Origin of the sequence: Nocardioides sp., from assembly GCF_047606145.1 — a bacterium.
GTDB lineage: Bacteria > Actinomycetota > Actinomycetes > Propionibacteriales > Nocardioidaceae > Nocardioides.
The window spans coordinates 1-23400 of sequence record NZ_JASGET010000065.1 but is presented as its reverse complement, the minus strand read 5'-3'; the positions used below and the strand labels follow the sequence as shown (position 1 = coordinate 23400).

Sequence of the window (23400 nt, the reverse complement as noted above, 5' to 3'; positions counted from 1 at the left end):
GCCAAGACCACCACTGACATCTGGTGTGGTTGCGAGCGCCGATCAGTGAGCGAACCGGCAGACATGTCCCGGCACCAAGGCCACCCGAACCATCAACTGAAGATGAGGGTGCCTCCCCACTGGGCTTAGCAGCGAGGAGGCTGACGTGAAGTCTGCCAGCAACACCCGAAGTAGTGAACTGCCCGAGTTCCCGCCCAACGACGTCACTGCGGGCATCGACTGGGCTCGCGACGATCACGCCGTGGCGATCGTGGATGGCCGCGGCCGCGAGGTCCACCGCGGCACGGTCGAGCACACCACCGCCGGCCTGCGAGAACTCATCAAGGTCCTCGGCAAGCACGGTGTCGGCGAGGTCGCCATCGAACGCCCCGACGGCCCGGTCGTCGACACCCTGCTCGACGCTGGCCTGACTGTGGTGGTGATCTCCCCGAACCGGGTCAAGAACCTGCGCAGCCGCTACGGCTCGGCCGGCAACAAGGACGACCGGTTCGACGCCTACGTGCTCGCCGACACCTTGCGCACCGACCGCACCCGACTCCGGCCCCTGGTGCCAGACACCGAGGCCACCATCGCGCTGCGCCGCGCCTGCCGCGCCCGCAAGGACCTCGTCGGCCACCGTGTCGCCGCGGTCAATCAGCTGCGCGCACACCTGCGGCTGGTGCTGCCGGCCGTCGTGGGCCTGTTTCGCGACCTCGACTCCGCAATCAGCCTGGCGTTCCTGACCAGGTTCGACACCCAGGACAAGCTCGACTGGCTCACCCCCAAACGGCTGGGCGACTGGCTGGCCAAGCAGGGCTACTCCGGCCGGGTCGACCCCGCAGTACTCCACCAGCAGATCCTGGCCGCACCCCGCGGAGCCACCAGCACCCACGGCACCACCCAGGCCCACATCACCGCCAGCTACGCCACCCTGGTACGCACCCTGGTCGAGCAGACCAAGGCCCTCGAAAAGCAAATCGACACCCAACTGACCACGCACGCCGACGCGCACATCTTCACCTCCCTGCCCCGAGCCGGGCGCATCCGAGCCGCCCGACTGCTGGCCGAGATCGGCGACTGCCGCGCCAAGTTCCCCACCCCCGAGTCCCTGACCTGCCTGGCCGGAGCCGCACCCTCGACCCGACAATCCGGCAAACTCCGAACCGTCGGATTCCGCTGGGCCTGCGACAAACAACTCCGCGACGCCGTCACCGACTTCGCCAGCGACTCCCGACGAGCCAACCCCTGGGCCGCGAAGATCTACAACGACGCCATCACCCGCGGCAAGGACCACCCCCACGCCGTCCGCATCCTCGCCCGCGCCTGGCTCCACATCATCTGGCACTGCTGGCAAGACAACCTCGCCTACGACCCCACCAAACACCACGCACTCCAACACGTCCTCGCCCAACAAAACGAGGCGGCCTGACATAGGGCGGCTTGACATAGGGCTTCTCATGCCTTCATCCCACCATCCACGATGTAGTCCTGGCCGGTGCAGTAGCTCGCAGAGTCGCTGAGCAGGAAGGTCACCATCGCGCTGACCTCCTCGGGCCGGGCCGCCCGCGCGATCGGCAGCGTCGCCACCACGCCGCCGCCGGCCCGCGACTCCTCCGACAGCATCGCGGTGTCCGCGGCGCCCGGGCAGACGGTGTTGACCCGGATCCCGCTCCTTCCGAGCTCGGCGGCGGCCGCGTGGGTGAGGCCGCGCACCGCGTGCTTCGACGCCGCGTACGCGGTGGAGTTCGGCCAGCCGTAGAGACCCGCGATCGAGGAGACGTTGACGATCGAGCCGCCCTCCGGCATGTGCGGCACGACGGCCTGCATGCCGTGCAGCGGGCCGTACAGGTTGACCGCCATCATGCTCGCGAAGAGCGCCGGGTTGCTCTCGCGGAACGGGGCGTAGCGGCACAGGCCGGCGTTGTTGACCAGGCCGTCGATGCGGCCGTACCGCTCCACCGCCTGCGCCACCACGGCGTCCCAGGCGCTGCGGTCGGTGACGTCGTGGGCGAGGCCGAGGTGGTCGGGGCCGAGCTCGGCGGCGACCGGCGGGACGGCGAGATCGGTGGCGATCACGGTCCCGCCCTGGGCGGTGATGGTGCGGGCATGGGCGGCACCGAGACCGCCGCCGGCTCCGGTGACCAGGACGATCCGGCCGGTCAGGTCAGCGAGGGTGGACATGGGCATCCGTTCGGGATAGAACAATCGCTTGGTAGGTACTCCGGGAGAAGGGACGCCATGACGGCCATCCACCACGTCGGCATCACCGTGAGCGACATCGGCCGCTCGCTGGACTTCTACGAGGATCTGCTCGGCGGTGAGCGCCTTGGGCCCTACGAGCGCAGCGGGCCGCGGATCGACGCGGTGACCGGCCATCCGGGCGTGGTGGTCCGGCAGGCGTTCGTCCGCGCCCGGGAGGGGACGACGATCGTCGAGCTCCTGCAGTACGACGGCGGCTCCGGGCTCTCGATCGACCCCGACAACGGCCACGCCGGTGCGGCGCACGTCGGGGTCACCGTGACCGACCTCGACGCCACCCTGGCCCACCTCTCCGAGCGCGGGGCCGAGGCGATCTCGGTGCCGGTGACGACCAGCGAGCCGCTCGCCGGCTGGCGGGTGGTCTACGTGCTCGACCCCGACCGGGTGCGGGTCGAGCTGATGGAGCCCCCTGCGACGCACTCTCACCCGACGGCCTGATCGAGCAGGGCGAGCTCCTCGGCCGACAGCACCAGCTCGGTCGCCGCGACCGAGTCGCGCACCGACTCCGGCCGGCTCGCACCCGGGATCGGGATGACCACCGGCGAGCGGGCCAGCTCCCAGGCCAGGGCGACCCGCTGCGGGCTGACCCCGCGCGCCCCGGCGACCTCCGCGAAGCCCCGGGCCGGGCCCGTCGCGCCCAGCCCCTTGGCCGAGCGCATCCCGCCCAAGGGGCCCCAGGCCAGGAAGGCGAGCCCGAGCTCCTGACACAGCACGATCTCGTCCATGGCGCAGGGCGCCACCGGCGAGAGCTCGTTCTGCACCGAGACCAGCGCCTCGCCCAGAATCGCGGCCGCCTCCCGGATCTGGTCGCAGGAGGCGTTGGAGATGCCCACCCGGCGGACCAGCCCCTCGTCGTACAGCTCGCGCAGCGCCTGCATCGACTCGGCGTACGGCCGGCGCGGGTCGGGCCGGTGATGCTGGTAGAGCGGCAGCACGTCGAGACCGAGGCGGCGCAGCGAGTCCGTGCACGCACGGCGCAGGTGGGCGGCGCTGCCGTCGATCCACCAGGTGTCGTGCTCGAGCCGGGTGTGGCCGCCCTTGGTGGCGATCACGACGTCGTCGAGCGAGCCGGGCCAGGAGCGCAGCGCCTCGACCAAGGCGGTCTCGTTGACGCCGTAGCCGTTGGTCGGCCCGTAGACGTCGGCGGTGTCGAAGAGGGTGATGCCGGCCTCCAGCGCGGCATGCACGACCCGCACGCCGCGGGCCGCGTCGTACCCCGGCACCTGGGTCAGCGTCATGGCACCGAACCCGATCGCGAAGACCTCCAGGTCACCGAGGCGCCGCCTCGTCCGCGCCACGTCCTCCACCGGCGACCCTCCCTCTGCTTCTGACCAAGCGCTTGCTCGTCCCTTCTATCCCACCACGAGGGACCCCGGGTGACAAGAGCGAGGACGGCGCGTTACAGTCACCAAACAAGCGCTAGGTTTAGGAGGAGCAGTGGTCGACAAGACCATGCAGCTGTCCGACGTGGTGGCACACGTCGAGTCCGGCATGACCATCGGCATCGGGGGCTGGGGCTCACGACGCAAGCCCATGGCCATCGTTCGCGAACTGCTGCGCAGTGACGTCACCGACCTGACGGTGGTGACCCTGGGCGGGCCGGACGTCGGCCTGCTCTGCCGGGCCGGCAAGATCCGCAAGCTCGTCTACGGCTTCGTCTCCCTCGACAGCATCGCGCTCGATCCGTTCTTCCGCGCCGCCCGCGAGGCCGGCGCGATCGAGACCGCGGAGTACGACGAGGGCATGTTCGTGGCAGCACTGCGAGCCGGCGGCAACCGGCTCTCCTTCGCCCCGACGCGCGCCGGACTGGCCAGCGACGTGACGCGGATGAACCCCGATCTGCGCACGGTGCGCTCGCCGTACGACGATGAGGAGTACGTCGCGGTCCCGGGGCTGCGGATGGACGTCTCCTTCCTCCACCTCAACCGCGCCGACAAGGCCGGCAACGGGCAGTATCTCGGGACCGACCCGTACTTCGACGACATGTTCGCGATGGCCTCGGAGAAGACCTTCATGAGCGTGGAGAGGATCATCGAGACCGCTGAGCTGACCGCCGACGCACCGCACCAGAGCCTGCTCATCCCACGGCTCTACGTGGACGGCGTCATCGAGGCGCCACGCGGCGCCCACTTCACCACCTGCGAGCCGGACTACGGTCGCGACGAGGCGTTCCAGCGGCACTACGCCGCCGCGGCCGGGAGCCAGGAGGCCTGGGAGGCCTTCGAGCGGCGCTTCCTGCGCGGCGACGAGGCTGCCTACCAGGTAGCCGTCGCCGCCTTCCACGCCGAGAGCGCCGCCGAGCGAGCCGATACCAAGGAGGAGACCAAGTGACCACGGATGTGACCCGCGCCGAGGTGTGCGCCGTCGCCTGCTCCGAGGCGTTCCGCGGCGCCGGCGAGGTGCTCGCCCATGCCGTCGGGACCGTGCCGACGATCGGTGCCCGGCTGGCCCGGCTGACCCACACTCCCGAGCTCGCGCTCTCCGACGGCGAGTGCTTCTTGATGAGTGAGCCGCCACCGCTGGGCAGGACCGCGGCGACCGGTGGCGTGATCGAGGCGTGGACGCCGTTCCGCAACATCTTCGACATTCTCAACTCCGGTCGCCGCCACTCGATGATGGGCGCCAGCCAGATCGATCGCTACGGCAACCAGAACATCTCCTCGATCGGGGACTGGCGCAAGCCGACACGGCAGCTCATCGGCGTCCGCGGCGCCCCCGGCAACACCGTCAACCACCGGGTCGACTACTGGGTCAGCAAGCACAGCGCCCGGGTCTTCGTCGAGCAGGTCGACGTCGTCTCCGGCGTCGGCAACGACCGTGCGCGGGCCTATCCCGGAAGCTCGCTGCGCTTCCACGACCTCGGTGTGGTCATCACCGACCTCGCGGTCCTCGACTACGACGACGAGGGCGTGCTGAAGGTCCGCTCGCTGCACCCCGGCGTGAGCGCGGAGGAGCTCCGGGCCAAGACCGGCTTCACGATCGACGTCTCCTCGGCCACCACGACCCGGCTGCCCACCGAGGAGGAGCTGCGGCTCATCCGCGAGGTCATCGACCCGCGCGGGCTGCGCGACCGCGAGGTGCGCGCCTGAACACCGTCCGGGCGGCCGCTACGCCCGGCTCTCACTCTCAATGCTTGAGGAGACCGTCGTGCAGCAGCGTGAGGTACTGCTCGGCGACCGCCTCATGACCATAGCGGCCGCCCGGGCGGTACCACCGAACGGACGCCCAGACGGCGTCGCGGATGAAGCGGTAGGCGAACTGGACGTTGAGGTCGCTGCGGAAGTCGCCGGAGGTGGTGCCCGCCTCGAGCACCCCGATCCAGATCTTCTCGATCCTCTTGCTGCCCGCGCCGACGAACTCGAAGCCGTCGAGGGTGGCCAGGAAGCCCTGCTCGCTCTGGTAGAGCGCGACCGCCTCGCGCTCGTTGTGCATGGTCTCGAAGGACTCCCGGATCAGGCTGTCGAGGGCCGCGCGGGGGGTCTCCTCGCGGGCCACGATCTCCTCGAACCGGCCGAGCAGGCCGTCCATGAAGCCGTGCAGCACCTCCGTGAGCATCTCCTCCTTGGAGGAGAAGTGGTGATAGAGGCTGCCCGACAGGATGCCCGCCGCGTCCGCGATGTCGCGCACCGTCGTCTGGGTGAAGCCCTTCTCCGCGAACATCTGGGCGCCGATCGCCAGCAGCTGTGCGCGGCGGGCCGAGCTGCCGCCGCTGCCGCGTCGGCGGCCGGTGGTGGCCGGTTCGGAACTCGCCATGACCAAGGACTCCCTTCCGGCCCCGATCCCCGGGCCGTACGACCGTGTCCTGCCGACACCTGTCGGTTGAGTATGCTACCAAACAAGCACTTGTTCGAGGAGCAGGCTTCATGAGACCCCAGACCGCCCCCGCCCTGCTGGCCTACGGCGTCGAGCACTTCGCCGACCGCCCCGCGATCGTCGACGGCGAGACCCGCCTCACCTACGCCCACCTCGCACACGAGGTCGACCGGGTCAGCCGGGCCTATCTTGCCACCGGAGTGACCCCCGGCGACCACGTGGCCATCTGGGCGCCCAACCGCGCCGAGTACATCCTCGCGCTGCTGGGAGCCCAGAACATCGGCGCCGCCGTGGTGCCGCTCAACACCCGCTACCGCGGGCACGAGGCGCGGACCATCCTCGAGCGCTCCCGTGCCAGCGTCCTGGTCACCGTCCAGGGCTTCCTCGGCAACGACTACATCGACCTGCTCGCAGGGACGTACGACGGCCCGGATCCCTCCGGGCCCGCCGGTCTCTTCGGGCTGCCGAGCCTGCACACCATCGTCGACATCGCGGAGAGTGGTGACCCACGCGCGGTGGGGTGGTCCGACCTCCTGGCGCGCGCGGAGTCGGTCACCGAGGAGACCCTCGCCGCGGCCGTCGCCACCCTCACCCCCGAGACGATCGCCGACATCCTCTTCACCTCCGGCACCACCGGCGTGCCCAAGGGCGTGATGAGCGCCCAACGCCAGACCATCGGCGTGGCCAAGGTCTGGGCGGCCGGGGCGGGGCTCGGCCCGGAGGACCGGTATGCCATCGTCAACCCGTTCTTCCACGGGTTCGGCTACAAGGCCGGCGTGATCGCGGCGCTGACCGCCGGCACAGCCATCTACCCAGTGGCGACCTTCGACCCGGTCACCCTGATGGAGCTGATCCAGCGCGAGCGGATCACCGTCCTGCCCGGCGCGCCGACGATCTTCATCACGCTGATCAACCACCCGCGGCGCACGGAGTTCGACCTCTCCTCGCTGCGCTTCTCCATCGCCGGCGCGACCTCGGTGCCGGAGTCGCTCTTCGAGCAGATGCTCGACGTGCTCGGCTTCCGGCAGGTGGCCCAGGCGTACGGCCTCACCGAGTGCGTCGTGGCGACCCAGTCACGCCCCGGCGAGGACCCGCGCCACGTCGCGGAGTGCACCGGCCCGGCCGTGCCCGGCATCGAGATCAAGGTCGTCGACCCGTCCGGCGCCAGCGTGCCGACCGGGGAGGAGGGCGAGGTCTGGCTGCGCGGCGACAACGTCATGCTCGGCTACTTCGAGGACCCCGAAGCCACCGCCGCGGCGATCGACCCCGACGGCTGGTTCCACTCCGGCGACGTCGGCGAGCTCGACGAACACGGCTGTCTCAAGATCACCGACCGGATCAAGGACATGTTCATCGTCGGCGGCTTCAACGTCTACCCCGCCGAGGTGGAGAACGTGCTGGTCAGCCACCCCGACGTGATCGAGTCGGCGGTCGTCGGCATCCCCGACGAGCGGATGGGCTCGGTCGGCCTCGCCTACGTCCTGCCCCGGCCCGACGCCGACCTCGACCTCGACGAGCTGGCGGCCTACTGCCGCGAGCGGCTGGCCAACTTCAAGGTCCCGCGCCGCTTCCAGGTGCTCAGCGACTTCCCCCGCAACGCCTCGGGGAAGGTGCTGAAGAAGGAGCTCCGGGCCACGGCCGCTGCCGGCTGAGGAGAGCCGCCGAGTCGGCGCATCTCGTACGGGTGAGAACGCCGAGTCGGCGTGAAGTGGACGCTCTCAGGCGTCGAGTTCACGCCGACTCGGCGCTCCCCGGTGTCAGGTTGGCGCCGAGTCGGCGGCTCAGGAGAGGCGTTCGATGACCATCGCCATGCCCTGACCACCGGCGGCGCACATCGTCTCCAGGCCGAACCGGGCGTCGCGCTCCTGCAGGCCGTGGATCAGCGTCGTGGTCATCCGCGCGCCGGTGGAGCCGAACGGGTGGCCCAGCGCGATCGCGCCGCCGTTGACATTGACCCGGTCGAGGTCCACGCCGAGGTCGTCGACGCAGGGCAGCACCTGGGCGGCGAACGCCTCGTTCATCTCCACCAGGTCGAGGTCGGAGACGGAGAGGCCGGCCCGGGCCAGCGCCTGCCGGCTCGCCTCGACCGGACCGAGGCCCATGACCTCGGGGCTCAGCGCAGAGACGCCGGTGGAGACGATCCGCGCCAGCGGGGTCAGGCCGAGCTCGCGGACGCGCACGTCGCTCATGATCACCAGCGCCGCGGCGCCGTCGTTGAGCGGGCAGCAGTTGCCCGCGGTGACGGTGCCGTCGGAGCGGAAGACCGGTGCCAGCGAGGAGACCTTCTCCATCGTGACGCCCCGCCGCGGACCGTCGTCGGTGGCGACGACGGTGCCGTCGTGCAACGTCACCGGGGTGATGTCGCGCTCCCAGAAGCCGCGGTCGGCGGCAGCCTCGGCGAGGTTCTGGGAGCGGACCGCGAAGGCGTCCTGGTCGGCGCGCGAGACCTTGCGCAGCGAGGCGACGTTCTCCGCGGTCTCCCCCATGCCCATGTAGACGTCCGGTAGCTCGCCGAGGTCGCGCGGGTCGACCCACGGCTCGCCGCGCTCGATCCGGGCCCGGTCCCGCTCGGCCGCCGCGAGGAACCGCGCGTCCTTGGTGTCGGGCATGCCGTCGGACTTGCCGAGCCCGAAGCGGGAGACCGCCTCGACGCCGGCGGAGACGAAGACGTCGCCCTCGCCGGCCCTGATCGCGTGCAGCGCCATCCGGGTGGTCTGCAGCGAGGAGGCGCAGTAGCGGTGCACGGTGGTGCCGGGCAGGTGGTCGAGGCCGAGGCGTACGGCGGTGACCCGGCCGATGTTGTAGCCCTGCTCGCCGGCCGGCTGGGCGCACCCCATCATCAGGTCCTCGACCTGGCCGGGGTCGAGCGCGGGGACGGCCGCCAGGGCCGCGCGGACCATCTGCTCGGCCAGCTCGTCGGGCCGCAGCTCGCGCAGCGACCCCTTGCCGGCGCGGCCGATCGGCGAGCGGGCGGCGGAGACGATGACGGCTTCGGGCATGGGGTTCCTCCTGAGGTGCGGGGGTTCAGCGGAGCGCGTTGGGGGTGTGCTGCAGGAAGGCGGGCCACTCCCCGCCACCGTCGACGTTGAGCACGGCGCCGGTGATGTGGGTGGAGAGCGGCGAGACAAGCATCAGGCAGGCCTGGCCGATCTCCTCGGGGCGCGCGAAGACGCCGCGCGGGATCGTGGCGGCCACGCGGGCGTACTGCTCCGCGTCGCCGTAGTGGTCGATCGAGCCGGGCGTCTCGACCAGCCCGCAGCTCACCGCGTTGACCCGTACGTCGGGCGCCCACTCGACGGCGAGGCTGGTGGTGAGGCTCTCGACGGCGGCCTTGGCCGCGCCGTAGACCGCCGTGCCCGGGCTGGGCCGGCGCGCGGAGATCGAGGTGATGTTGACGACCGAGCCGCGGCTCTCCCTCAGCGCCGCGTACGCCGCATGACTGACGTAGACGGTGGACATGAAGTTGAGCGCGGCGATCTTGTCGGAGTAGCGCGGCGAGGAGTCGGCGAGGTTGGCGAACGGCGACCCGCCGGCGTTGTTGACCACGACGTCGATCCGGCTGCGGCGCGCCAGCACGTCGGCGATCCACGCCTCGACCTGGCCCGCGTCGCGGACGTCCACAGCACGGAAGACCGGGGCGCGGCCGTCGACCTCCCGCAGCCGCTCGGGCTGCGTACGACCGCAGATCTCCAGCTCGGCGCCGGCGGCGAGGAAGACCGAGACGATCCCGTCGCCGACCCCGCGGCCGCCACCGGTGACTAGCACCACCTTGCCCGTGAAGTCGAGCTCGATACCCACACCCACTCCTTGTCTCTGTCACCCCGCGTTCCGCGGTGACGACCATGATCCTAGGATCAAAACCAAACAAATGCTAGGTTGCTCATCATGACCTTCCCCTCACCCGAGGCCATCACCGTGGTCACCGGCGGGGCGGCCGGGATCGGTGGCGCCACCTCGCGCCGGCTGGCCCGCCGCGGCGACCGGATCGTGCTCAACGACATCGACGCCGAGGCCGCCGAGCACACCGCCGGCGAGATCCGCGCGGCCGGTGGCCGGTGCGAGGTCGTCGTCGGCGACGTGACCAATCCGGCGGTGGTCGCCACCATCCGGGCGGTCGCCGAGGAGGCCGGTCCGGTGGAGGTGCTGGTCAACAACGTGGGTGATTTTCGCCCGGCCAAGCGCGACTTCGTGCACAGCAGTCCCGCCCAGTGGCAGCGGATGCACGAGCTCAACCTGCTGCATGTCCTTCACCTGACCCACGCACTGCTGCCTGGCATGATCGAACGCGGCCGCGGCGCGATCGTCAACGTCTCCACCGTCGAGGCGTTCCGCGGCATCCCCGGGCACTCGGTCTACTCGGCCTACAACGCCGGCGTCTCGGCCTTCACCAAGAGCCTCGCCGTCGAGGTGGCTCGACACGGGATCCGGGTCAACGCCATCGCGCCGGACCTGGCCGACAGCGAGCAGACCCCGGCCGCGCTGATGATCGGCGACCGCGACCCCGGCCGAGTCCCGACCTGGGTGCCGATCGGGCGCTTCGGCCACGTCGACGAATACGCCGCGGTGGTGGAGTTCCTCTCCTCCGAGGCCGCCTCCTACGTCACCGGCCACACCATCCCCGTCGACGGCGGCACCCTGGCAGCGTCGGGCTGGTACGCCCGGGTCGACGGCAAGGGCTGGACCAACTTCCCGCGCGAGGCCTGATGAGCGAGCGTCAGCGAGCGAACGATCCAACACGGCGCGGGTGTGCCTCATCGGCGCACGGAGCGCAGCGAGTACGCCGATGAGCGACACCGCGCCGCTGCACCAGCTGGAGTTCCGGCTCAGCTACGCCGACACCGATCCCGCCGGGATCCTCTACTACGCGGCGTGGTTCCCCTGGATGGAGCGGCTGCAGAGCGAGTGGTTCTGGATGAACGGGCTGCGCCAGGACCAGCTCGCCGCCGAGCACGGCTTCTGGAGCGTCACCTGCCACACCGAGTGCGACTACCTCGTGCCGGTCGGACTCTTCGACCACATCCGCGCCGAGCTGCGGGTCGGCCGGGTCGGCCGCCGCTCCTTCGACATGCTCCACCATCTCGTCCGCACCGAGGACCAGAGGCTCGTCGGCCGGGGCCTCATCCGGGTCGTCACCGTCACGCCGTCCGGTGAGTCCACCCCGATCCCCGACCTGCTCCGGCGTCATCTCGACGCCTGGGTGCAGGGGCACCCGCTGCCCGCCGACGTGTCACCGTGACACGCTGCGCAGCGGCCGGCGGTCACTGCATCGTGATCCCGCCGCTGACGCTGACGACCTGGCCGGTGAGATAGGACGCGCCGTCCCCGGCCAGGAAGGCGATCACCCCCGCGACGTCCTCCGGCTCGCCGAGCCGGCGCATCGGGATGGCGCGCTCGAGGTCGGCGACCAGGCTCGGGCTCTCGGCGCTGACGCGCTCGAGCATCGGCGTGCGCATCGGGCCGGGGCAGACCACGTTGACGGTGACGCCGGCGCGCGCGGTCTCGCGGGCCAGCGACTTGGCGAACCCGAAGAGCGCCGACTTGGTCGCGCTGTAGACCGCCTCGCCCCACGACCCGGCGCGAGCGCCGTCGGAGGAGACCAGGACGACCCGACCCCAGCCGCGCTCGACCATGCCCGGCACGAGCCGGTGGGCGAGGAGCATCGGACCGCGCTGGTTGACCCGGTAGAGCTGTTCCCAGGACGCCGGGTCGGAGGTGACGAACCGCTCGACCCGGGTGATGCCGGCGTTGGCGACCAGGATCGAGCACTCCCGCTCGGCCAGCTCGGCGCACAAGGTGCGTACGGAGTCGTCCTCGGCGATGTCGACGTGGCGGGCGATCACCTCGCCCGGCAGACCGGCGAGCCGCGCGGCCAGCGCCTCGGCCCCGGCGAGATCGCGATCGGCGATCACCACGTCGGCGCCGAGAGCGGCCAGCTCGCGTACGACCGCGGCGCCCAGTCCGCTCGCGCCCCCGGTGACGACCGCGGTCCGCCCCTCGATCATGCCGCCCCCATACAACCAATCGCTTGCTTGTTTTCTACGCTATCATGACGAGGTCACACCACCGGCGAAGGAGAGCGCACCATGCCCCACCCCGACTTCGGCTTCGATCGCGGCGACGTCGTCCTCATCACCGGCGCCGCCAGCGGCATCGGCCGCCAGCTCGTCCTCCGTGCGGTGGAGCTCGGCCTGCGCGTCTCCGCCTGGGACCTCACCGAGGCCGGGCTCCTCGACGTCGCCGCCCAGGCCCGGGATGCCGGTGGCGAGGTGATGACGTACGTCGCCGACGTCAGCGACCACGCCGCGACCGCCGTCGGCTTCGAGCGGACGCTGGCCGAGCTCGGCCCGATCCGCTACCTGGCCAACAACGCCGGCCCCTCCTCGGCCGCCCCGCTGGAGTTCGAGGACGCGATCCGGATCTGCATCGGCAGCGTACGCGCCATGACCGAGGCGTGGGCCGCCACCGGCCTGCCCGAGGGCGCGGCGATGGTGGCCACCTCGTCGGTGGCCGGCAACAGGATCGGCACCGAGTCCGACTGGTACTCCGCCTCCAAGGCCGCCCTGATGGGCTACGTCCGCCACCTGGCCGCCCACCGCGCTGCGTCCTTCCGCTCCAACGCCGTCGCGCCGGGTATGACCGACACCCCGCGACTGGCCGGCTTCGCCGGCAGCGAGATCGGCCAGCGTGCGCTCGCCCGCAACCCGCTGGGCCGGATGGCCACCGCCGACGACATCGCCTGGGCGGAGCTCTTCCTGCTCTCGCCGCTGGCCTCCTACATCAACGGCGTGCTGCTCCCGGTCGACGGCGGCTGGACCGTCACGCAGTGACCGACGCGCTCCGGGAGCTGACCGACCGGCAGGAGATCCACGACCTGGTGCGCGCTACTGCCGGGCGGTCGACCGGCTCGACTACGCCGACATCCGCGCCGTCTACGCCGCGAACGGGGTCGACCACCACACCGGCTTCTCCGGCCCCGCCGACGACTACGTCGCCTGGCTCGAGCGCCTGCTGCCGCGCCTGGACGGCACCATGCACCTGGTCGCCAACCACCTGTGCGAGCTGGCCGGCGACGCGGCGGTCGCGGAGACGTACGGCACCGCGGTGCACTGGGGCACCCCGGGCGACGACCCGGGCCGCAACTTCACCAGCGGCTTCCGCTACGTCGACCACCTGGTGCGCACGCCCGCGGGCTGGCGCATCCGGGAGCGGTTCGCGATCCGCGACTGGACCCGCAGCGACGCCGGCCTCTTCCGGGCCAAGGAGGGCGACGGCCCGGCCGGGCGGCGCGGCCCGGAGGATCCCGTCTTCGCCGTCCGCGCACGGGTACTGGGACTCAGCGCACCACCACGTCGCTGAACGACGGCGGCTCGCCGAGGATCGAGCGCCGCGAGCGTGGCCGGGTGTCGTCGACGTCGCGCACACCGAGGCGCTCGCCCTCCTCGGCGCCGATCAGCACCCGCCCGGAGAGGGCCGCCCGCTCCGGGTCGGCGTGCAGCGCGGCGATCACCCGCCCGGTGAACTCCGGCGACTCGGTGATGCGCCGCGCCCCGCCGTACTTCTCCGGCTCGGCGGCCAGCACCCGCTCGGTCCGCTCGGTGCGCAGCAGCCCCATCCAGATCGAGACCACGCTCACGCCGTACGACGCGAAGTCCACCGCCATGTCGTGCGCGAGCTTGTCGACGCCGGCCTTGACCGCACCGTACGCCGGGCCGTGCATGTAGCAGGTGCCACCGAAGCCGGAGGTGGTGACCACCAGCGGCCCCCGGTCGGCGCGGGCGAGCAGCAGCGGAGCGGCGCGGTGGGTCATCACGATCGTCGAGCGCAGGCCGACGTCGAGCATCCGCAGCTGGTCCAGCGACTTCTCCCAGAACGGCCGTGGATCCAGCAGCTCGTCGTCGACCGCCAGCGCGTTGTTGACCAGCAGGTCGAGGCCGCCGTGCTCAGCTCGTACGCGCTCGACCAGCGCGTCGACCTCCTCGTCGCGACGGTGATCGCAGGCCACCGGGACGCCGAGACCGCCGCGGCGGGTCACCTCGGCAGCGGTGGTCCCGATGGAGCCGCCGAGCTCGTGCGCCTCGCCCTCGCGGGTCCGGCCCGTCACGTACACCACATAGCCGGCCTCGCCCAGCGCCACGGCGATGCCCGCCCCCGCGCCTCGACTGGCCCCGGTCACGATCGCCACCTGTCGCACATGGACAGGTTACCAACCAAGCATTAGGTTGTCAGAGTGACGTATCCGATGGCCTTCCTCTCCTTCGTCGATCTCACCGATCCCACCCAGCACCGCGCCTACAACGAGTGGCACCAGCTCGACCACCGCCCCGAGAACCTGGCCCTGCCTGGCGTCGCCTGGGGCGACCGCTGGGCCAGGCCGCAGGAGTACCGCGAGTCCGGCTCGGCCGCGCCGGAGTACGCCGAGGTCGACTACGTCGCGATGTACCTCTTCCGCAACCCGCTGCCCGCCTCGCTCGCCGCTTGGGACCGGCTCGGCGAGGACTCCTTCCAGTGGGGCCGAGGACCGATCATTCCCGGCGTCACCCGCCGGATGACGTCGTTCTTCGTGCCGGTCAAGGGGTACGCCGCCCCGTCCGCGCTGGTCGGCCCCGATGTGCTGCCCTTCCGGCCCAACCGCGGCCTGCACCTCACGCTCACCCGGTACGCCGCGCCGCACGACCTGAGCACGCACGCCCTGTTCACCTGGCAGGACCGCACGCTCATCCCCGCGCTACTCGACCTCGACGGGGTCGCCGGAGCCTGGACCTTCTCCTTCGACCGGCACCAGCGGCACCGCACGCTGCCGTTCCACTCGGCCGCCGAGGATGCGCCGGGCAGCCTCCGGCTGCGGGTGCTCTACCTCGACGGCGATCCGCTCGAGACCACCGCCGCGATCCGCCGTACCGAGGAGGAGGTCGCCACGCCGACCTCCCGCGCGGCCGCCGAGGCCGAGGAGGCGCTCCTCTCCACGCCGCTGCGCACGATCATCCCGTGGCAGGACTGGTGAGACCGGTCGGCGCAGGGACTGCGCTCCGTGGCTGCCGCCGACGTCGCACGACTCAGCGGCGGTAGCGCGTGAGAGGGTCCTCGCCGTCGGCGGCGAGTCTGGCCATCGCCGAGGCGCGGGCGGCGACGGCGTAGCCCGACTGCGACGGCCAGGCGGACCAGTCCCCGGGCAGCAGCTCGGCACGGGCGTGGTGGGCCCAGTTCGGGTCGTCCAGCATCGTGCGACCCAGGAGCACCAGGTCGGCGTCGCCGTGCTGCAGGATCGCCTCGGCCTGGTGTGGGTCGACCACGAGGCCGACGGTGGCGACCGTCATGCCGGTGGCCTCGCGCAGCGGGCCGGAGAGGGGCGTGTGGAAGGCATAGCCACGACGTACGCGGGTGTCGATCGCCCGGTCGGTGACGATGCCGCCAGAGGAGGTGTCGATGACGTCGACGCCGGCCTCGCGCAGCCGGCGGCAGAACTCCGCGGTGTCCTCCAGCCTCAGGCCGCCCGCCATGCCGTCGACGGCGGAGACACGGTAGAGGAGCGGGCGGCCCTCGCCGATGGCCTCGCGGACGGCCGCGGCCACCTCGAGCGGATAGCGCATCCGCGCCTCGGCCGATCCGCCGTAGGCGTCCTCGCGCCGGTTGGAGACCGGGGACCAGAAGGCGTGCAGCAGGTAGCCGTGGGCGCCGTGCAGCTCCACCACGTCGAAGCCGGCCTCCACCGCGCGCCGGGCGGCGGCCCGCCAGTCCTCGACCGACGCCGCGATCTGCTCGACGCTCATCTCCACCGGCGTCTGCCAACCCGGTCCGGCGGCGATCGCGGAGGGGCCGACCACCGGCCACGGCGGCTCGCCGTGCGCGGCGTCCTCCTGGGTGAGCGGCCGGCCGCCCTCCCAGGCCACGCGCGCCGACCCCTTGCGGCCCGCATGCGCGAGCTGGACGCCGGCGACGCTGCCCTGGCGGTGCAGGAACTCCACCACCGGCCGCAGCGCCTCGGTCTGGCTGTCGTCCCACAGGCCCAGGTCGCCGTGGGAGATGCGTCCCTCGGGGGCGACCGCGGTCGCCTCGGCGATGACCAGGCCGGCACCGCCGAGCGCGAACCGGCCCAGGTGGACCAGGTGGTAGTCGGAGGCGCGGCCGTCGGTGGCGCTGTACATGCACATCGGCGAGACGCCGACCCGGTTGGGCAGGGTCACGTCCCGCACGGGGAGCGGCTCGAACAGGCGTACGTCACTCATGGGGTCACTCCCAGCAAGGCGGGCAGGTGGGTGCTGCGACCGTGCTCGACGAACTGCGCGATCAGCGCCTCGCGCGCGGTGGCATCCAGCGGCTCGTAGACCTCCGTCCTGCCCCGCCGCACCCAGATGGGGTCGTCGGTGGCCCAGGCGGCCCGGCGCAGCGGTGCCTTGTCGAGCTTGTTGCTGCCGGTCAGCGGCACCCGCTCGGTGACCCGGACGAAGCTCGGCCACCACTTGGCGCCGAGGTCTTCCTGGGCACCCAGGAAGCGCCCGAACCCGACAGCGTCGAAGCTCGCGCCGCGCTCGAGCTCGAGCACACACATCACCCGGTCGCCGGTGACCGGGTCGGGGACGGCGAAGACCGGTGCCACCGCGATGCCGGGCGCGCGGCGCAGGATCTGCTCGACCTGGGCGGCGGAGAAGTTCTCCGAGTCGACCCGCAGCCAGTCCGAGGAGCGGCCGGCGAAGTAGAACCAGCCTTCCTCGTCGCGGTAGGCGAGGTCGCCGGACCAGAAGTCGTCGCCGCGGATCCGCTCGGCCTCGGCGGCGGGGTTCTTGTAGTAGCCCTCGAAGGCGTGCGCCAGGCCGACCCCGACGATCTCGCCGACGGCGGCCTCGTCGACCAGCCGGCCGTGCTCGTCGAAGCGCGCCCGCGGGCACTCCCGGCCGGTCCCCTGGTCGAGGACGCGCACGTCGAGCCCGCCGGGCACGCTGCCGAGGGCACCGGGCGGGGTGTCGTTGGTGCGGTTGATCCGGAAGACGCCCTCGCTGCTGCCGTACCCCTCCGAGACCCGGCAGCCGAACCGCTCGGTGAACCGCGCGATGTCCATCTCGGAGGCCTCGGTGCCGTAGGCGAGCCGCAGCGTGCTGGTCCGGTCGCGCGGGTCCTCGGCCTGACTGAGGACGTAGGACAGCGCCCGGCCGACGTAGTTGAGATAGGTGGCGCCGAAGCGGTGGATGTCGTCGCTGAACCGGCTGGCGGAGAACTTGCGGACCATCCCGATGCTGGCACCGATCGTGAAGGCCGGCATCAGGTTCATGATCACCGCGTTGCCGTGGAAGAGCGGCATGCACAGGTAGGTCCGGCTCTCCCGGGTCAGCTCGATCCGGTCGACGATCGCGCCCATCAGCCGACCCATCCGGCCCTGCCCGGCGATGACGGCCTTGGGGCGGCCGGTCGAGCCGGAGCTGTACATGAGGAACGCGTGGTCCTCCGGCGCCGGGGTCGCGTCGGGCAGCGGCGAGCCGGCGTGCGCCGCCAGCAGCCCGCGGTAGCGCCGGGACTCGATGTCCAGGACGCGCTCGGGGGGTACGCCGTGGCCGCCGTCCGCCACCAGCGCCAGCAGCCGCGGCTCGGTGACGATCAGGTCGACGTCGGCATGCTCGATGTCGAGGGCCAGCTCCGCGGCGGCCCGGCTGGAGTTGATGCCCACCACGGCCGCGCCCGACATGGCCGCACCGGCGATCCAGAAGACGAAGTCCGGCACGTTGTCGAGCAGGATGCCGATGTGCAGCGGACGCCCCTCGGGCGCCGGAACGAGCTCGGCCGCCACGGCCATCCGGTCGGCACCGGCCTGCACGATCTGCGCCCAGGTCCAGGAGTCGTCCTCGAAGAGCAGTCCGAGCCCGTCGTCCCCCGCCCGGAGACGCACGATCTCCGCCCAGGTCGAGGGCACGTTCATCGGGCACCCTCGAGGGCGGCGCCGATCCGAGGAGCCGTCTCGATCACGCTCCCGAGCTCGGCCTGGGTCGAGGCCGCCGACCCGGCCGTCAGCGCGATCTGCTTGCCCCAGATCAGGTAGCGGTGGATCGGGTAGTCGACGTCGCCCCCGATCCCGCCGTGCACGTGCTGGGTGGAGTGGACCACCCGCGTGCCGGCCTCCTTCGCCCACCAGCTGCACACCAGCGCGGCCGGCCAGGTCCGCTCCGGCCCGCGACCCTCGTCGACCTGCCAGGCGGCGTGATAGGTGGTGAGCCGGGTCCGCTCGGTGTCCAGATGGGCGTCGGCCAGGCGCAGCGAGATGCCCTGGTTGGTCGAGAGCGGCCGGCCGAACTGCACCCGCTGCGAGGTGTAGGCCGCCGCCATCGCGACCGCCTCGCTGCACACGCCGACCGCGAGCGCCGCCTGGCCGATGGTCGCGACGGTACGCACGCGGGCGAGGATCGCGGCGCCGTCGGTGCCGCCGGTCTCGTCCAGCAGGTCGGCGGGGCGCACGCGTACGCCGTCCAGCCGCAGGTTGCCCGCGCTCTCCCGGCTGGTGACCTTGGTCGGGGTGACCTCCACACCGGCGCTCTCGCGCGGCAGCAGTGCGACGTAGGGCCGCCCCTCGACCCGGAAGGGCAACACGAAGGCGGCCGCGTGCGGCGCCGCGAGCACGGCCGGCAGCTCGCCGGAGAGCACCCAGCCCTCGCCGTCCGGCGTGCCGCTGAACGGCAGCACCCCGTCCTGCTCCAGGGTGAATGCGCCGACCACGCGGTCGTCGCCACGCAGGATCCGCGGCAGCCACTGCTCGCGCTGCTCCGCGGAGCCGAACTCCGCGATCGGGGTGAGCGCGGTGGTGAGCACCGACCACAGCGGCACCAGCGCCGTGCGCCGGCCCTGCTGCTCGAGCAGGGCGGCGACTCCGATCAGGCCCATGCCGGCCCCGCCCGCAGCCTCGGGCAGGCCGATGCCGAGCAGGTCGGCCTCGGCCAGCGCCCGCCACAGCGTGGTGTCGAAGCCGCCCTCGGCCTCGACCTCGCGCAGCCGCGTGGGCTGGGAGAGGTCGGCGAAGATCGCTGCCGCCAGGTCACTGAGCGCCTGGTGGTCCTCGTCGAGTCGGAAGTCCATCAGCTCGCGCTCCTCTCGGGCGCCGGCGTCCGGCGCACTCCCACGGTCATGCCGAGCCGCTTGGCGGCGAGCAGCTCGCGCATCACCTCGTTGCTGCCGCCGCCGAAGGTGTTGTTCTGCGCCCGCCGGGCCAGCGCCTCGACCCGGCCGTGGAGCACCGCGCCCGGGCTGTCCGGGCGGATCAGGCCGGCCGCGCCGAGCACCTGCTGCAGCAGGTTGTAGACCTCGACGACGGTCTCGGTGCCGACCACCTTGGCGCCGGCCGCGTCCCCGCCGTTGAGGGTGCCGTCGGCGAGGTCGGAGACCAGCCGCAGGTTCATCAGGTCGGCGGCGCTGATCAGCGCGTACGCCTGGGCCAGCAGCGACTGCACCCACGGCAAGTCGATGACCCGGCCCTGGGAGAGCGTGGTACCGCGTGCCCAGCCGACCACCTCGTCGAAGAGTTCGTTGGCGATGCCGCCGCGGGCCGCCAGCGCGACCCGTTCGTGGTTGAGCTGGTCGGTGATCAGCCCCCAGCCGCCGTTGAGGGTGCCGACCAGGTTGGCCACTGGCACCCGGACGTCCTCGTAGTAGGTCGCGGTGGTGCTGTGACCGCCGACGGTCTCGATCGGGGTGACCGAGAAGCCCGGGCTGGTGGTCGGCACGGTGATGATCGACAGGCCCTGGTGGCGCGGGGCGTCGGGGTCGGTGCGGCAGGCCAGCCAGATCCAGTCGGCGAAGATCGCGCCGCTGGTGAAGACCTTGTTGCCGTTGATGACGAACTCGTCGCCGTCGATCACCGCCCGGGTCTGCAGCGAGGCCAAGTCGGTGCCGGCGCCGGGCTCGGTGTAGCCGATCGCGAAGGTGAGCTCACCGGCCAGGATCCTGGGCAGGAAGAACTCCCTCTGCTCCTGGGTGCCGTGCTTCATCAACGCCGGGGCGACGGTGTTGAGGGTGACCAGCGAGAGCGGCGCGTCGGCACGGATCGCCTCGTCGTAGTAGACGAAGAGCGCCTCCGGGTCGGCGCCGCGGCCGCCGTACTCCTCCGGCCAGCCCAGGCCGAGCCAGCCGTCGGCGCCCATCTGGCGCAGCAGCCGGTCGAAGGTGGGACCGCCCTCGTTCTGCTCCCGCAGCGCGGCGTGGTCCTCCTCGCTGATCAGCTCGTCGAAGTAGGCCCGCAGCTGCGCGCGCAACTCCTGCGAGCCCGGGGAGAGTTCTGGATGCATCGATCTGTCCTTCGTACTCAGTGACTCGGTCCGGCGGTGACCACCACGTCGCGGCGGATCACCTTGCCGGTGGCGTTGCGGGGCAGCGGTGTGGTGCCGAGGGACCACACCGTGGGGAGCTTGTAGCGGGCCAGTCGGGGACGCAGGTGCTCCAGCAGGAGCTCCTGGTCGACCGGACCGGCGTCCTCGTGCAGGACGACCACCGCGGCGACCGCCTCCCCGTAGTCGGCGTCCGGGACGCCCATCACGATGCACTCACGGACGGCGGGGTGGAGCAGCACCTGGTTCTCCACCTCGGCGGGGTAGATGTTCTCCCCGCCGCGCAGGATGAGGTCGGAGCGGCGGCTGGAGATGTGCAGGTGGCCGCCGGCGACCAGGGTGCCGAGGTCGCCGGTGCGGAACCAGCCGTCCTCGGCGACCGAGGCGGCGCTCGCCTCGGAGTTGTTCCAGTACCCGAGGTGGATCTGCGGGCCGCGCAGGCAGATCTCACCCTCCACGCCCTCCGGCACCGGCTGACCGAGCGGGTCGCGGACCTCCACCTCCATGGTGGGGATCGCCCGGCCGACGGTCTCGGGGTCGGCGGCCAGCTCCGCCGCCGAGGCCAGGGTGGCGGCGGTCGAGGACTCGGTGAGGCCGTAGGTGGTGCCCAGCGCCCGACCGGCCTCGGGAAGCACCCGGCGCAGGCGCTCCTTGAGGCCCGAGGAGGAGGGCGCGCTGTTGACCGTGATGACGCGCAGCGAGCTCAGGTCGACGTCGTCGAGGCCGACCCGCTCGGCGCGCTCCACCAGCCGGCTCACCATCGTCGGCACCGCGCCCCAGCTGGTCACCCGGTGCCGCTCGATGAGGCGCAGGATCTCCTCGATGTCGAAGCGGCCGAGGTGCACCACGCAGGGCTCCCCGGTGACGAGCCGGACCACCGCCAGGTTGTGCAGCGCGGCGATGTGGAAGAGCGGGTTGGCCAGCAGGTAGCGCCGGCCCGCGGGCGGCGCGCCCATCTCGGCCGCGACGGCGTCGTTGAGCAGGAAGAACCAGACCGCCGAGATGACGTTGCGGTGGGAGTGGGTGGAGCCCTTGGGTCGGCCCGAGGTGCCGCTGGTGAAGAGGATGACCGCCGGGTCGTCCTCCTCGATCGCGACCTGCAGCAGCGGGGCCCCGGCATGGCGGGCGAGCAGTCCCGGCAGGTCGTGCTCGATGTCGATCACCGGCAGGTCGACCGGGCCGGTGAGCTCCCGGCGCCTCTCGTCGGCGACCAGCGCCGTGGGCTCGGTCAGCTCCAGGCCGTGACGCAGCTCGGCGGGCGCCCACATCGAGTTCATCCCCACCACGACGGCGCCGATCGAGATCGTCGCCCAGAAGGCGAGGATCCACTGCGGGGAGTTGGCGGCGCAGATCGCGACCCGGTCGCCGGGCCGCACGCCGTACTCCTCGCGCAGCGCCGCCGCGAGCGCCCCGGCCATCGCCAGGTGCTCGGCGAAGGTGATCGTCTCGCGGTCGGTGACCAGATACTCCGCGTCGCCGTAGCGCGCCGAGGCGAGCAGCATCTCGACCAGCGAGTGCTCCCGGTGGACGTAGACCGGCAGCTCGTAGCCGAGGACCGGCTCGCGCACGATCTCGAACCGCTCGCCGGGGCCGGTGATGCGCGCGATGACCTCGTCGCGGGTCGGCATGGCTCCTCCTGTCCGGTCGCTGCTCCGGTCGCTGCTCATCGGGGCTCTCCTGGCAGCGCCAGGATCCGCCGGGCGATGAGGTTGAGCTGGATCTCGATGGTGCCGCCGCCGAAGAGGACGGCCGGCAGGCCGAGGTGGTCCACGGCGTACGGGCTGTCAGGCTCGTCGACCAGCAGCGCGGGCCCGAGCAGACCGACGAGCGCGCCCGAGCCGTCACGCTGGGCGATCGCGTTGAGGACCTTCTGCACGCTCGCCGCGGCGCCCGGCTCGCCCCCGGCCAGACGGGCCAGCACGCTGCGCAGGCCGAGCGCCGAGAGCACCATCTCACGCGAGACGTTGCGGCCCAGCACGGTGAGCGCCTCGTCGCGGGAGACCGCGTACGTCCGCTCCGCGACCACGCGGCGGACCAGGTCGGCGCCCCCGTGGCTGAGCGCGCCGCCCATGGCGAGCCGCTCGTTGGCCAGGGTGGTGCCGGCCAGTCGCCAGCCCTGGCCGGGCTCGCCGACCAGGCAGTCGTCGGGCACGAAGACGTCGTCGAGGAAGACCTCGTTGAACTCCGCGCGTCCGGTCGACTGCCGGATCGGGCGGACCTCGACGCCGGGTGAGCGCATGTCGACCAGGAGGTAGGAGATCCCCGCGTGCCGAGGCGCCTCGGGGTCGGTGCGGGCCAGGCAGACGCCCCAGTCGGCGAGGTGGGCGTAGGAGTTCCACATCTTCTGCCCGGAGAGCGACCAGCCGCCCTCGACCTTCGTCGCGCGGGTGCTCAGACCGGCCAGATCGGACCCCGCCCCCGGCTCGCTGAAGAGCTGGCACCACACGATCTCGCCGCGCAGCGTGGCACCGACGAAGCGGTCGCGCTGTGCGTCGGAGCCGTGCTCCAGCAGCGTCGGCAGCACCCACTCACCGACGACGGTGGTGGGCTGGGACAGGCCGCGGCGAGCGAACTCCTGGGCGATCGCGGCCTGCTCTCGCGGCCCGGCATCGCGACCGTACGGCGCGGAGTAGTGGGGCGCGACCAGACCGGCCTCCGCGAGTACCGCCCGCCGCGGGCCGCCGCCGGCCGGCCCCCAACCGGTGAGGGCGCCGTCGTCCTCGGGCAGGGTGACGGCACGATCGAGCACAGGCCCGATCTCGGCCCGCAGCTCCGCCAGGTCGCCGGGTCCCACCAGGGAGAAGTCGCGCCGGTGGTCGAGGGCGAGCTCGCCCAGCGCATGCGCCCAGTCCGCCTCCGGGCCGGAGTCCGCGGCGAGCGCCAGGGCCCGGCGCTGGTAGAGGTGGACGTCGTGCTCCCAGGTGAAGCCGATGGCGCCGAGCAGGGTGACCGCATCCAGCGCCAGGCGCACGGCCGCGGGCGGGCCGAGGACCGCGGCCTGTGCCGCGGCGAGCCGGTGCTGCGCGGTCGCGTCGGTGGTGGGGTCGGCCCG

22 protein-coding genes and 1 pseudogene are annotated in these 23400 nt (G+C 72.1%); 10 read left to right on the top strand and 13 right to left on the bottom strand.

Features of this window, described 5'->3' with window-relative positions:
* The first annotated feature begins 145 nt into the window (after positions 1-145).
* Entirely contained in the window at positions 146-1408 is a 1263-nt protein-coding gene (locus tag QM638_RS08270; RefSeq protein ID WP_415141480.1) for an IS110 family transposase, read from the top strand.
* Between the two features lie 26 nt (positions 1409-1434).
* On the opposite strand, the gene QM638_RS08265 is transcribed toward QM638_RS08270, so the two are convergent.
* A complete protein-coding gene (locus QM638_RS08265) occupies positions 1435-2160 on the bottom strand; it encodes an SDR family NAD(P)-dependent oxidoreductase (RefSeq protein ID WP_415141479.1) in 726 nt (241 codons plus the stop codon).
* Between the two features lie 57 nt (positions 2161-2217).
* Here QM638_RS08265 and QM638_RS08260 point away from each other — a divergent pair, with 57 nt between their 5' ends.
* Positions 2218-2676, top strand: a complete 459-nt coding sequence (locus tag QM638_RS08260) for a VOC family protein (protein WP_415141478.1) — start codon at positions 2218-2220, stop codon at positions 2674-2676.
* Here QM638_RS08260 and QM638_RS08255 read toward each other — a convergent pair.
* Positions 2661-3545, bottom strand: coding sequence for an aldo/keto reductase (locus tag QM638_RS08255; RefSeq protein WP_415141477.1), 885 nt, complete (start codon positions 3543-3545; stop codon positions 2661-2663). The two genes, QM638_RS08260 and QM638_RS08255, sit on opposite strands and share 16 nt — an antisense overlap.
* Before the next feature lie 130 nt (positions 3546-3675).
* Between QM638_RS08255 and QM638_RS08250 the strand changes: the two genes are divergently transcribed.
* Complete coding sequence (locus tag QM638_RS08250) at positions 3676-4569, top strand: CoA transferase subunit A (RefSeq protein WP_415141476.1); 894 nt, start codon at positions 3676-3678, stop codon at positions 4567-4569.
* The gene (locus tag QM638_RS08245) at positions 4566-5327 is read left to right on the top strand and encodes a CoA-transferase subunit beta (RefSeq protein ID WP_415141475.1); all 762 of its coding nucleotides are present in this window, start codon (positions 4566-4568) and stop codon (positions 5325-5327) included. Before QM638_RS08250 ends, QM638_RS08245 begins: the two co-directional genes overlap by 4 nt.
* 37 nt (positions 5328-5364) lie before the next feature.
* Here QM638_RS08245 and QM638_RS08240 read toward each other — a convergent pair whose 3' ends face one another.
* Positions 5365-5991: a TetR/AcrR family transcriptional regulator gene (locus tag QM638_RS08240; RefSeq protein ID WP_415141474.1), complete on the bottom strand. Its 627-nt coding sequence runs from the start codon at positions 5989-5991 to the stop codon at positions 5365-5367.
* Positions 5992-6101: 110 nt separating this feature from the next.
* On the opposite strand from QM638_RS08240, the gene QM638_RS08235 reads away from it, so the two are divergent.
* A complete protein-coding gene (locus QM638_RS08235; RefSeq protein ID WP_415141473.1) occupies positions 6102-7703 on the top strand; it encodes an AMP-binding protein in 1602 nt (533 codons plus the stop codon).
* Between the two features lie 129 nt (positions 7704-7832).
* Here the strand turns inward: QM638_RS08235 and QM638_RS08230 are convergent, their stop codons facing one another.
* Together QM638_RS08230 and QM638_RS08225 are read right to left on the bottom strand one after the other, a co-directional pair.
* Positions 7833-9050 carry an acetyl-CoA C-acetyltransferase gene (locus tag QM638_RS08230; RefSeq protein ID WP_415141472.1) on the bottom strand — a complete coding sequence of 406 codons (1218 nt, stop codon included), beginning with the start codon at positions 9048-9050 and terminating at the stop codon, positions 7833-7835.
* 25 nt (positions 9051-9075) lie between these two features.
* Positions 9076-9849: an SDR family oxidoreductase gene (locus QM638_RS08225; protein ID WP_415141471.1), complete on the bottom strand. Its 774-nt coding sequence runs from the start codon at positions 9847-9849 to the stop codon at positions 9076-9078.
* 87 nt (positions 9850-9936) lie between these two features.
* Between QM638_RS08225 and QM638_RS08220 the strand changes: the two genes are divergently transcribed.
* Positions 9937-10755, top strand: a complete 819-nt coding sequence (locus tag QM638_RS08220; RefSeq protein ID WP_415141470.1) for an SDR family NAD(P)-dependent oxidoreductase — start codon at positions 9937-9939, stop codon at positions 10753-10755.
* A 79-nt stretch (positions 10756-10834) separates the two neighbouring features.
* Positions 10835-11287, top strand: coding sequence for an acyl-CoA thioesterase (locus tag QM638_RS08215; protein ID WP_415141469.1), 453 nt, complete (start codon positions 10835-10837; stop codon positions 11285-11287).
* 22 nt (positions 11288-11309) lie between these two features.
* Here QM638_RS08215 and QM638_RS08210 read toward each other — a convergent pair whose 3' ends face one another.
* Entirely contained in the window at positions 11310-12053 is a 744-nt protein-coding gene (locus QM638_RS08210; RefSeq protein WP_415141468.1) for an SDR family NAD(P)-dependent oxidoreductase, read from the bottom strand.
* A gap of 81 nt (positions 12054-12134) precedes the next feature.
* Between QM638_RS08210 and QM638_RS08205 the strand changes: the two genes are divergently transcribed.
* Both QM638_RS08205 and QM638_RS08200 read left to right on the top strand, forming a co-directional pair.
* Positions 12135-12878 (top strand): SDR family NAD(P)-dependent oxidoreductase, encoded by a 744-nt coding sequence (locus tag QM638_RS08205; RefSeq protein ID WP_415141467.1) that lies wholly within the window; start codon positions 12135-12137, stop codon positions 12876-12878.
* A gap of 61 nt (positions 12879-12939) precedes the next feature.
* Positions 12940-13407, top strand: a pseudogene (locus QM638_RS08200) (nuclear transport factor 2 family protein); the annotation flags it as partial.
* On the opposite strand, the gene QM638_RS08195 reads toward QM638_RS08200, so the two are convergent.
* Positions 13385-14242: an SDR family NAD(P)-dependent oxidoreductase gene (locus QM638_RS08195; protein WP_415141466.1), complete on the bottom strand. Its 858-nt coding sequence runs from the start codon at positions 14240-14242 to the stop codon at positions 13385-13387. The pseudogene QM638_RS08200 and the gene QM638_RS08195 sit on opposite strands and share 23 nt — an antisense overlap.
* Before the next feature lie 36 nt (positions 14243-14278).
* Here QM638_RS08195 and QM638_RS08190 point away from each other — a divergent pair, with 36 nt between their 5' ends.
* On the top strand, positions 14279-15052 hold the full coding sequence (locus QM638_RS08190; protein ID WP_415141465.1) for a hypothetical protein: 774 nt from the start codon (positions 14279-14281) through the stop codon (positions 15050-15052).
* Positions 15053-15104: 52 nt separating this feature from the next.
* Here the strand turns inward: QM638_RS08190 and QM638_RS08185 are convergent, their stop codons facing one another.
* The 6 genes from QM638_RS08185 to QM638_RS08160 all read right to left on the bottom strand — a co-directional run.
* The gene (locus QM638_RS08185) at positions 15105-16274 is read right to left on the bottom strand and encodes an NADH:flavin oxidoreductase/NADH oxidase (RefSeq protein WP_415141464.1); all 1170 of its coding nucleotides are present in this window, start codon (positions 16272-16274) and stop codon (positions 15105-15107) included.
* Entirely contained in the window at positions 16271-17956 is a 1686-nt protein-coding gene (locus tag QM638_RS08180; RefSeq protein WP_415141463.1) for an AMP-binding protein, read from the bottom strand. Before QM638_RS08180 ends, QM638_RS08185 begins: the two co-directional genes overlap by 4 nt.
* Positions 17953-19104: an acyl-CoA dehydrogenase family protein gene (locus tag QM638_RS08175; RefSeq protein WP_415141462.1), complete on the bottom strand. Its 1152-nt coding sequence runs from the start codon at positions 19102-19104 to the stop codon at positions 17953-17955. Before QM638_RS08175 ends, QM638_RS08180 begins: the two co-directional genes overlap by 4 nt.
* Positions 19104-20309: an acyl-CoA dehydrogenase family protein gene (locus QM638_RS08170; RefSeq protein WP_415141461.1), complete on the bottom strand. Its 1206-nt coding sequence runs from the start codon at positions 20307-20309 to the stop codon at positions 19104-19106. Before QM638_RS08170 ends, QM638_RS08175 begins: the two co-directional genes overlap by 1 nt.
* 17 nt (positions 20310-20326) lie before the next feature.
* Positions 20327-22015 (bottom strand): class I adenylate-forming enzyme family protein, encoded by a 1689-nt coding sequence (locus QM638_RS08165; protein WP_415141460.1) that lies wholly within the window; start codon positions 22013-22015, stop codon positions 20327-20329.
* The coding region (locus QM638_RS08160) for an acyl-CoA dehydrogenase family protein (RefSeq protein WP_415141459.1) at positions 22012-23400 on the bottom strand (1389 nt) is incomplete at its 5' end. The genes QM638_RS08165 and QM638_RS08160, both read right to left, overlap by 4 nt.

Coding starts and splice junctions, on each gene's coding strand:
- QM638_RS08265 (WP_415141479.1), bottom strand. CDS start 2,160: ATGTCCACCCTCGCTGACCTGACCGGCCGGATCGTCCTGGTCACCGGA.
- QM638_RS08260 (WP_415141478.1), top strand. CDS start 2,218: ATGACGGCCATCCACCACGTCGGCATCACCGTGAGCGACATCGGCCGC.
- QM638_RS08240 (WP_415141474.1), bottom strand. CDS start 5,991: ATGGCGAGTTCCGAACCGGCCACCACCGGCCGCCGACGCGGCAGCGGC.
- QM638_RS08235 (WP_415141473.1), top strand. CDS start 6,102: ATGAGACCCCAGACCGCCCCCGCCCTGCTGGCCTACGGCGTCGAGCAC.
- QM638_RS08230 (WP_415141472.1), bottom strand. CDS start 9,050: ATGCCCGAAGCCGTCATCGTCTCCGCCGCCCGCTCGCCGATCGGCCGC.
- QM638_RS08220 (WP_415141470.1), top strand. CDS start 9,937: ATGACCTTCCCCTCACCCGAGGCCATCACCGTGGTCACCGGCGGGGCG.
- QM638_RS08215 (WP_415141469.1), top strand. CDS start 10,835: ATGAGCGACACCGCGCCGCTGCACCAGCTGGAGTTCCGGCTCAGCTAC.
- QM638_RS08210 (WP_415141468.1), bottom strand. CDS start 12,053: ATGATCGAGGGGCGGACCGCGGTCGTCACCGGGGGCGCGAGCGGACTG.
- QM638_RS08205 (WP_415141467.1), top strand. CDS start 12,135: ATGCCCCACCCCGACTTCGGCTTCGATCGCGGCGACGTCGTCCTCATC.
- QM638_RS08185 (WP_415141464.1), bottom strand. CDS start 16,274: ATGAGTGACGTACGCCTGTTCGAGCCGCTCCCCGTGCGGGACGTGACC.
- QM638_RS08180 (WP_415141463.1), bottom strand. CDS start 17,956: ATGAACGTGCCCTCGACCTGGGCGGAGATCGTGCGTCTCCGGGCGGGG.
- QM638_RS08175 (WP_415141462.1), bottom strand. CDS start 19,104: ATGGACTTCCGACTCGACGAGGACCACCAGGCGCTCAGTGACCTGGCG.
- QM638_RS08170 (WP_415141461.1), bottom strand. CDS start 20,309: ATGCATCCAGAACTCTCCCCGGGCTCGCAGGAGTTGCGCGCGCAGCTG.
- QM638_RS08165 (WP_415141460.1), bottom strand. CDS start 22,015: ATGAGCAGCGACCGGAGCAGCGACCGGACAGGAGGAGCCATGCCGACC.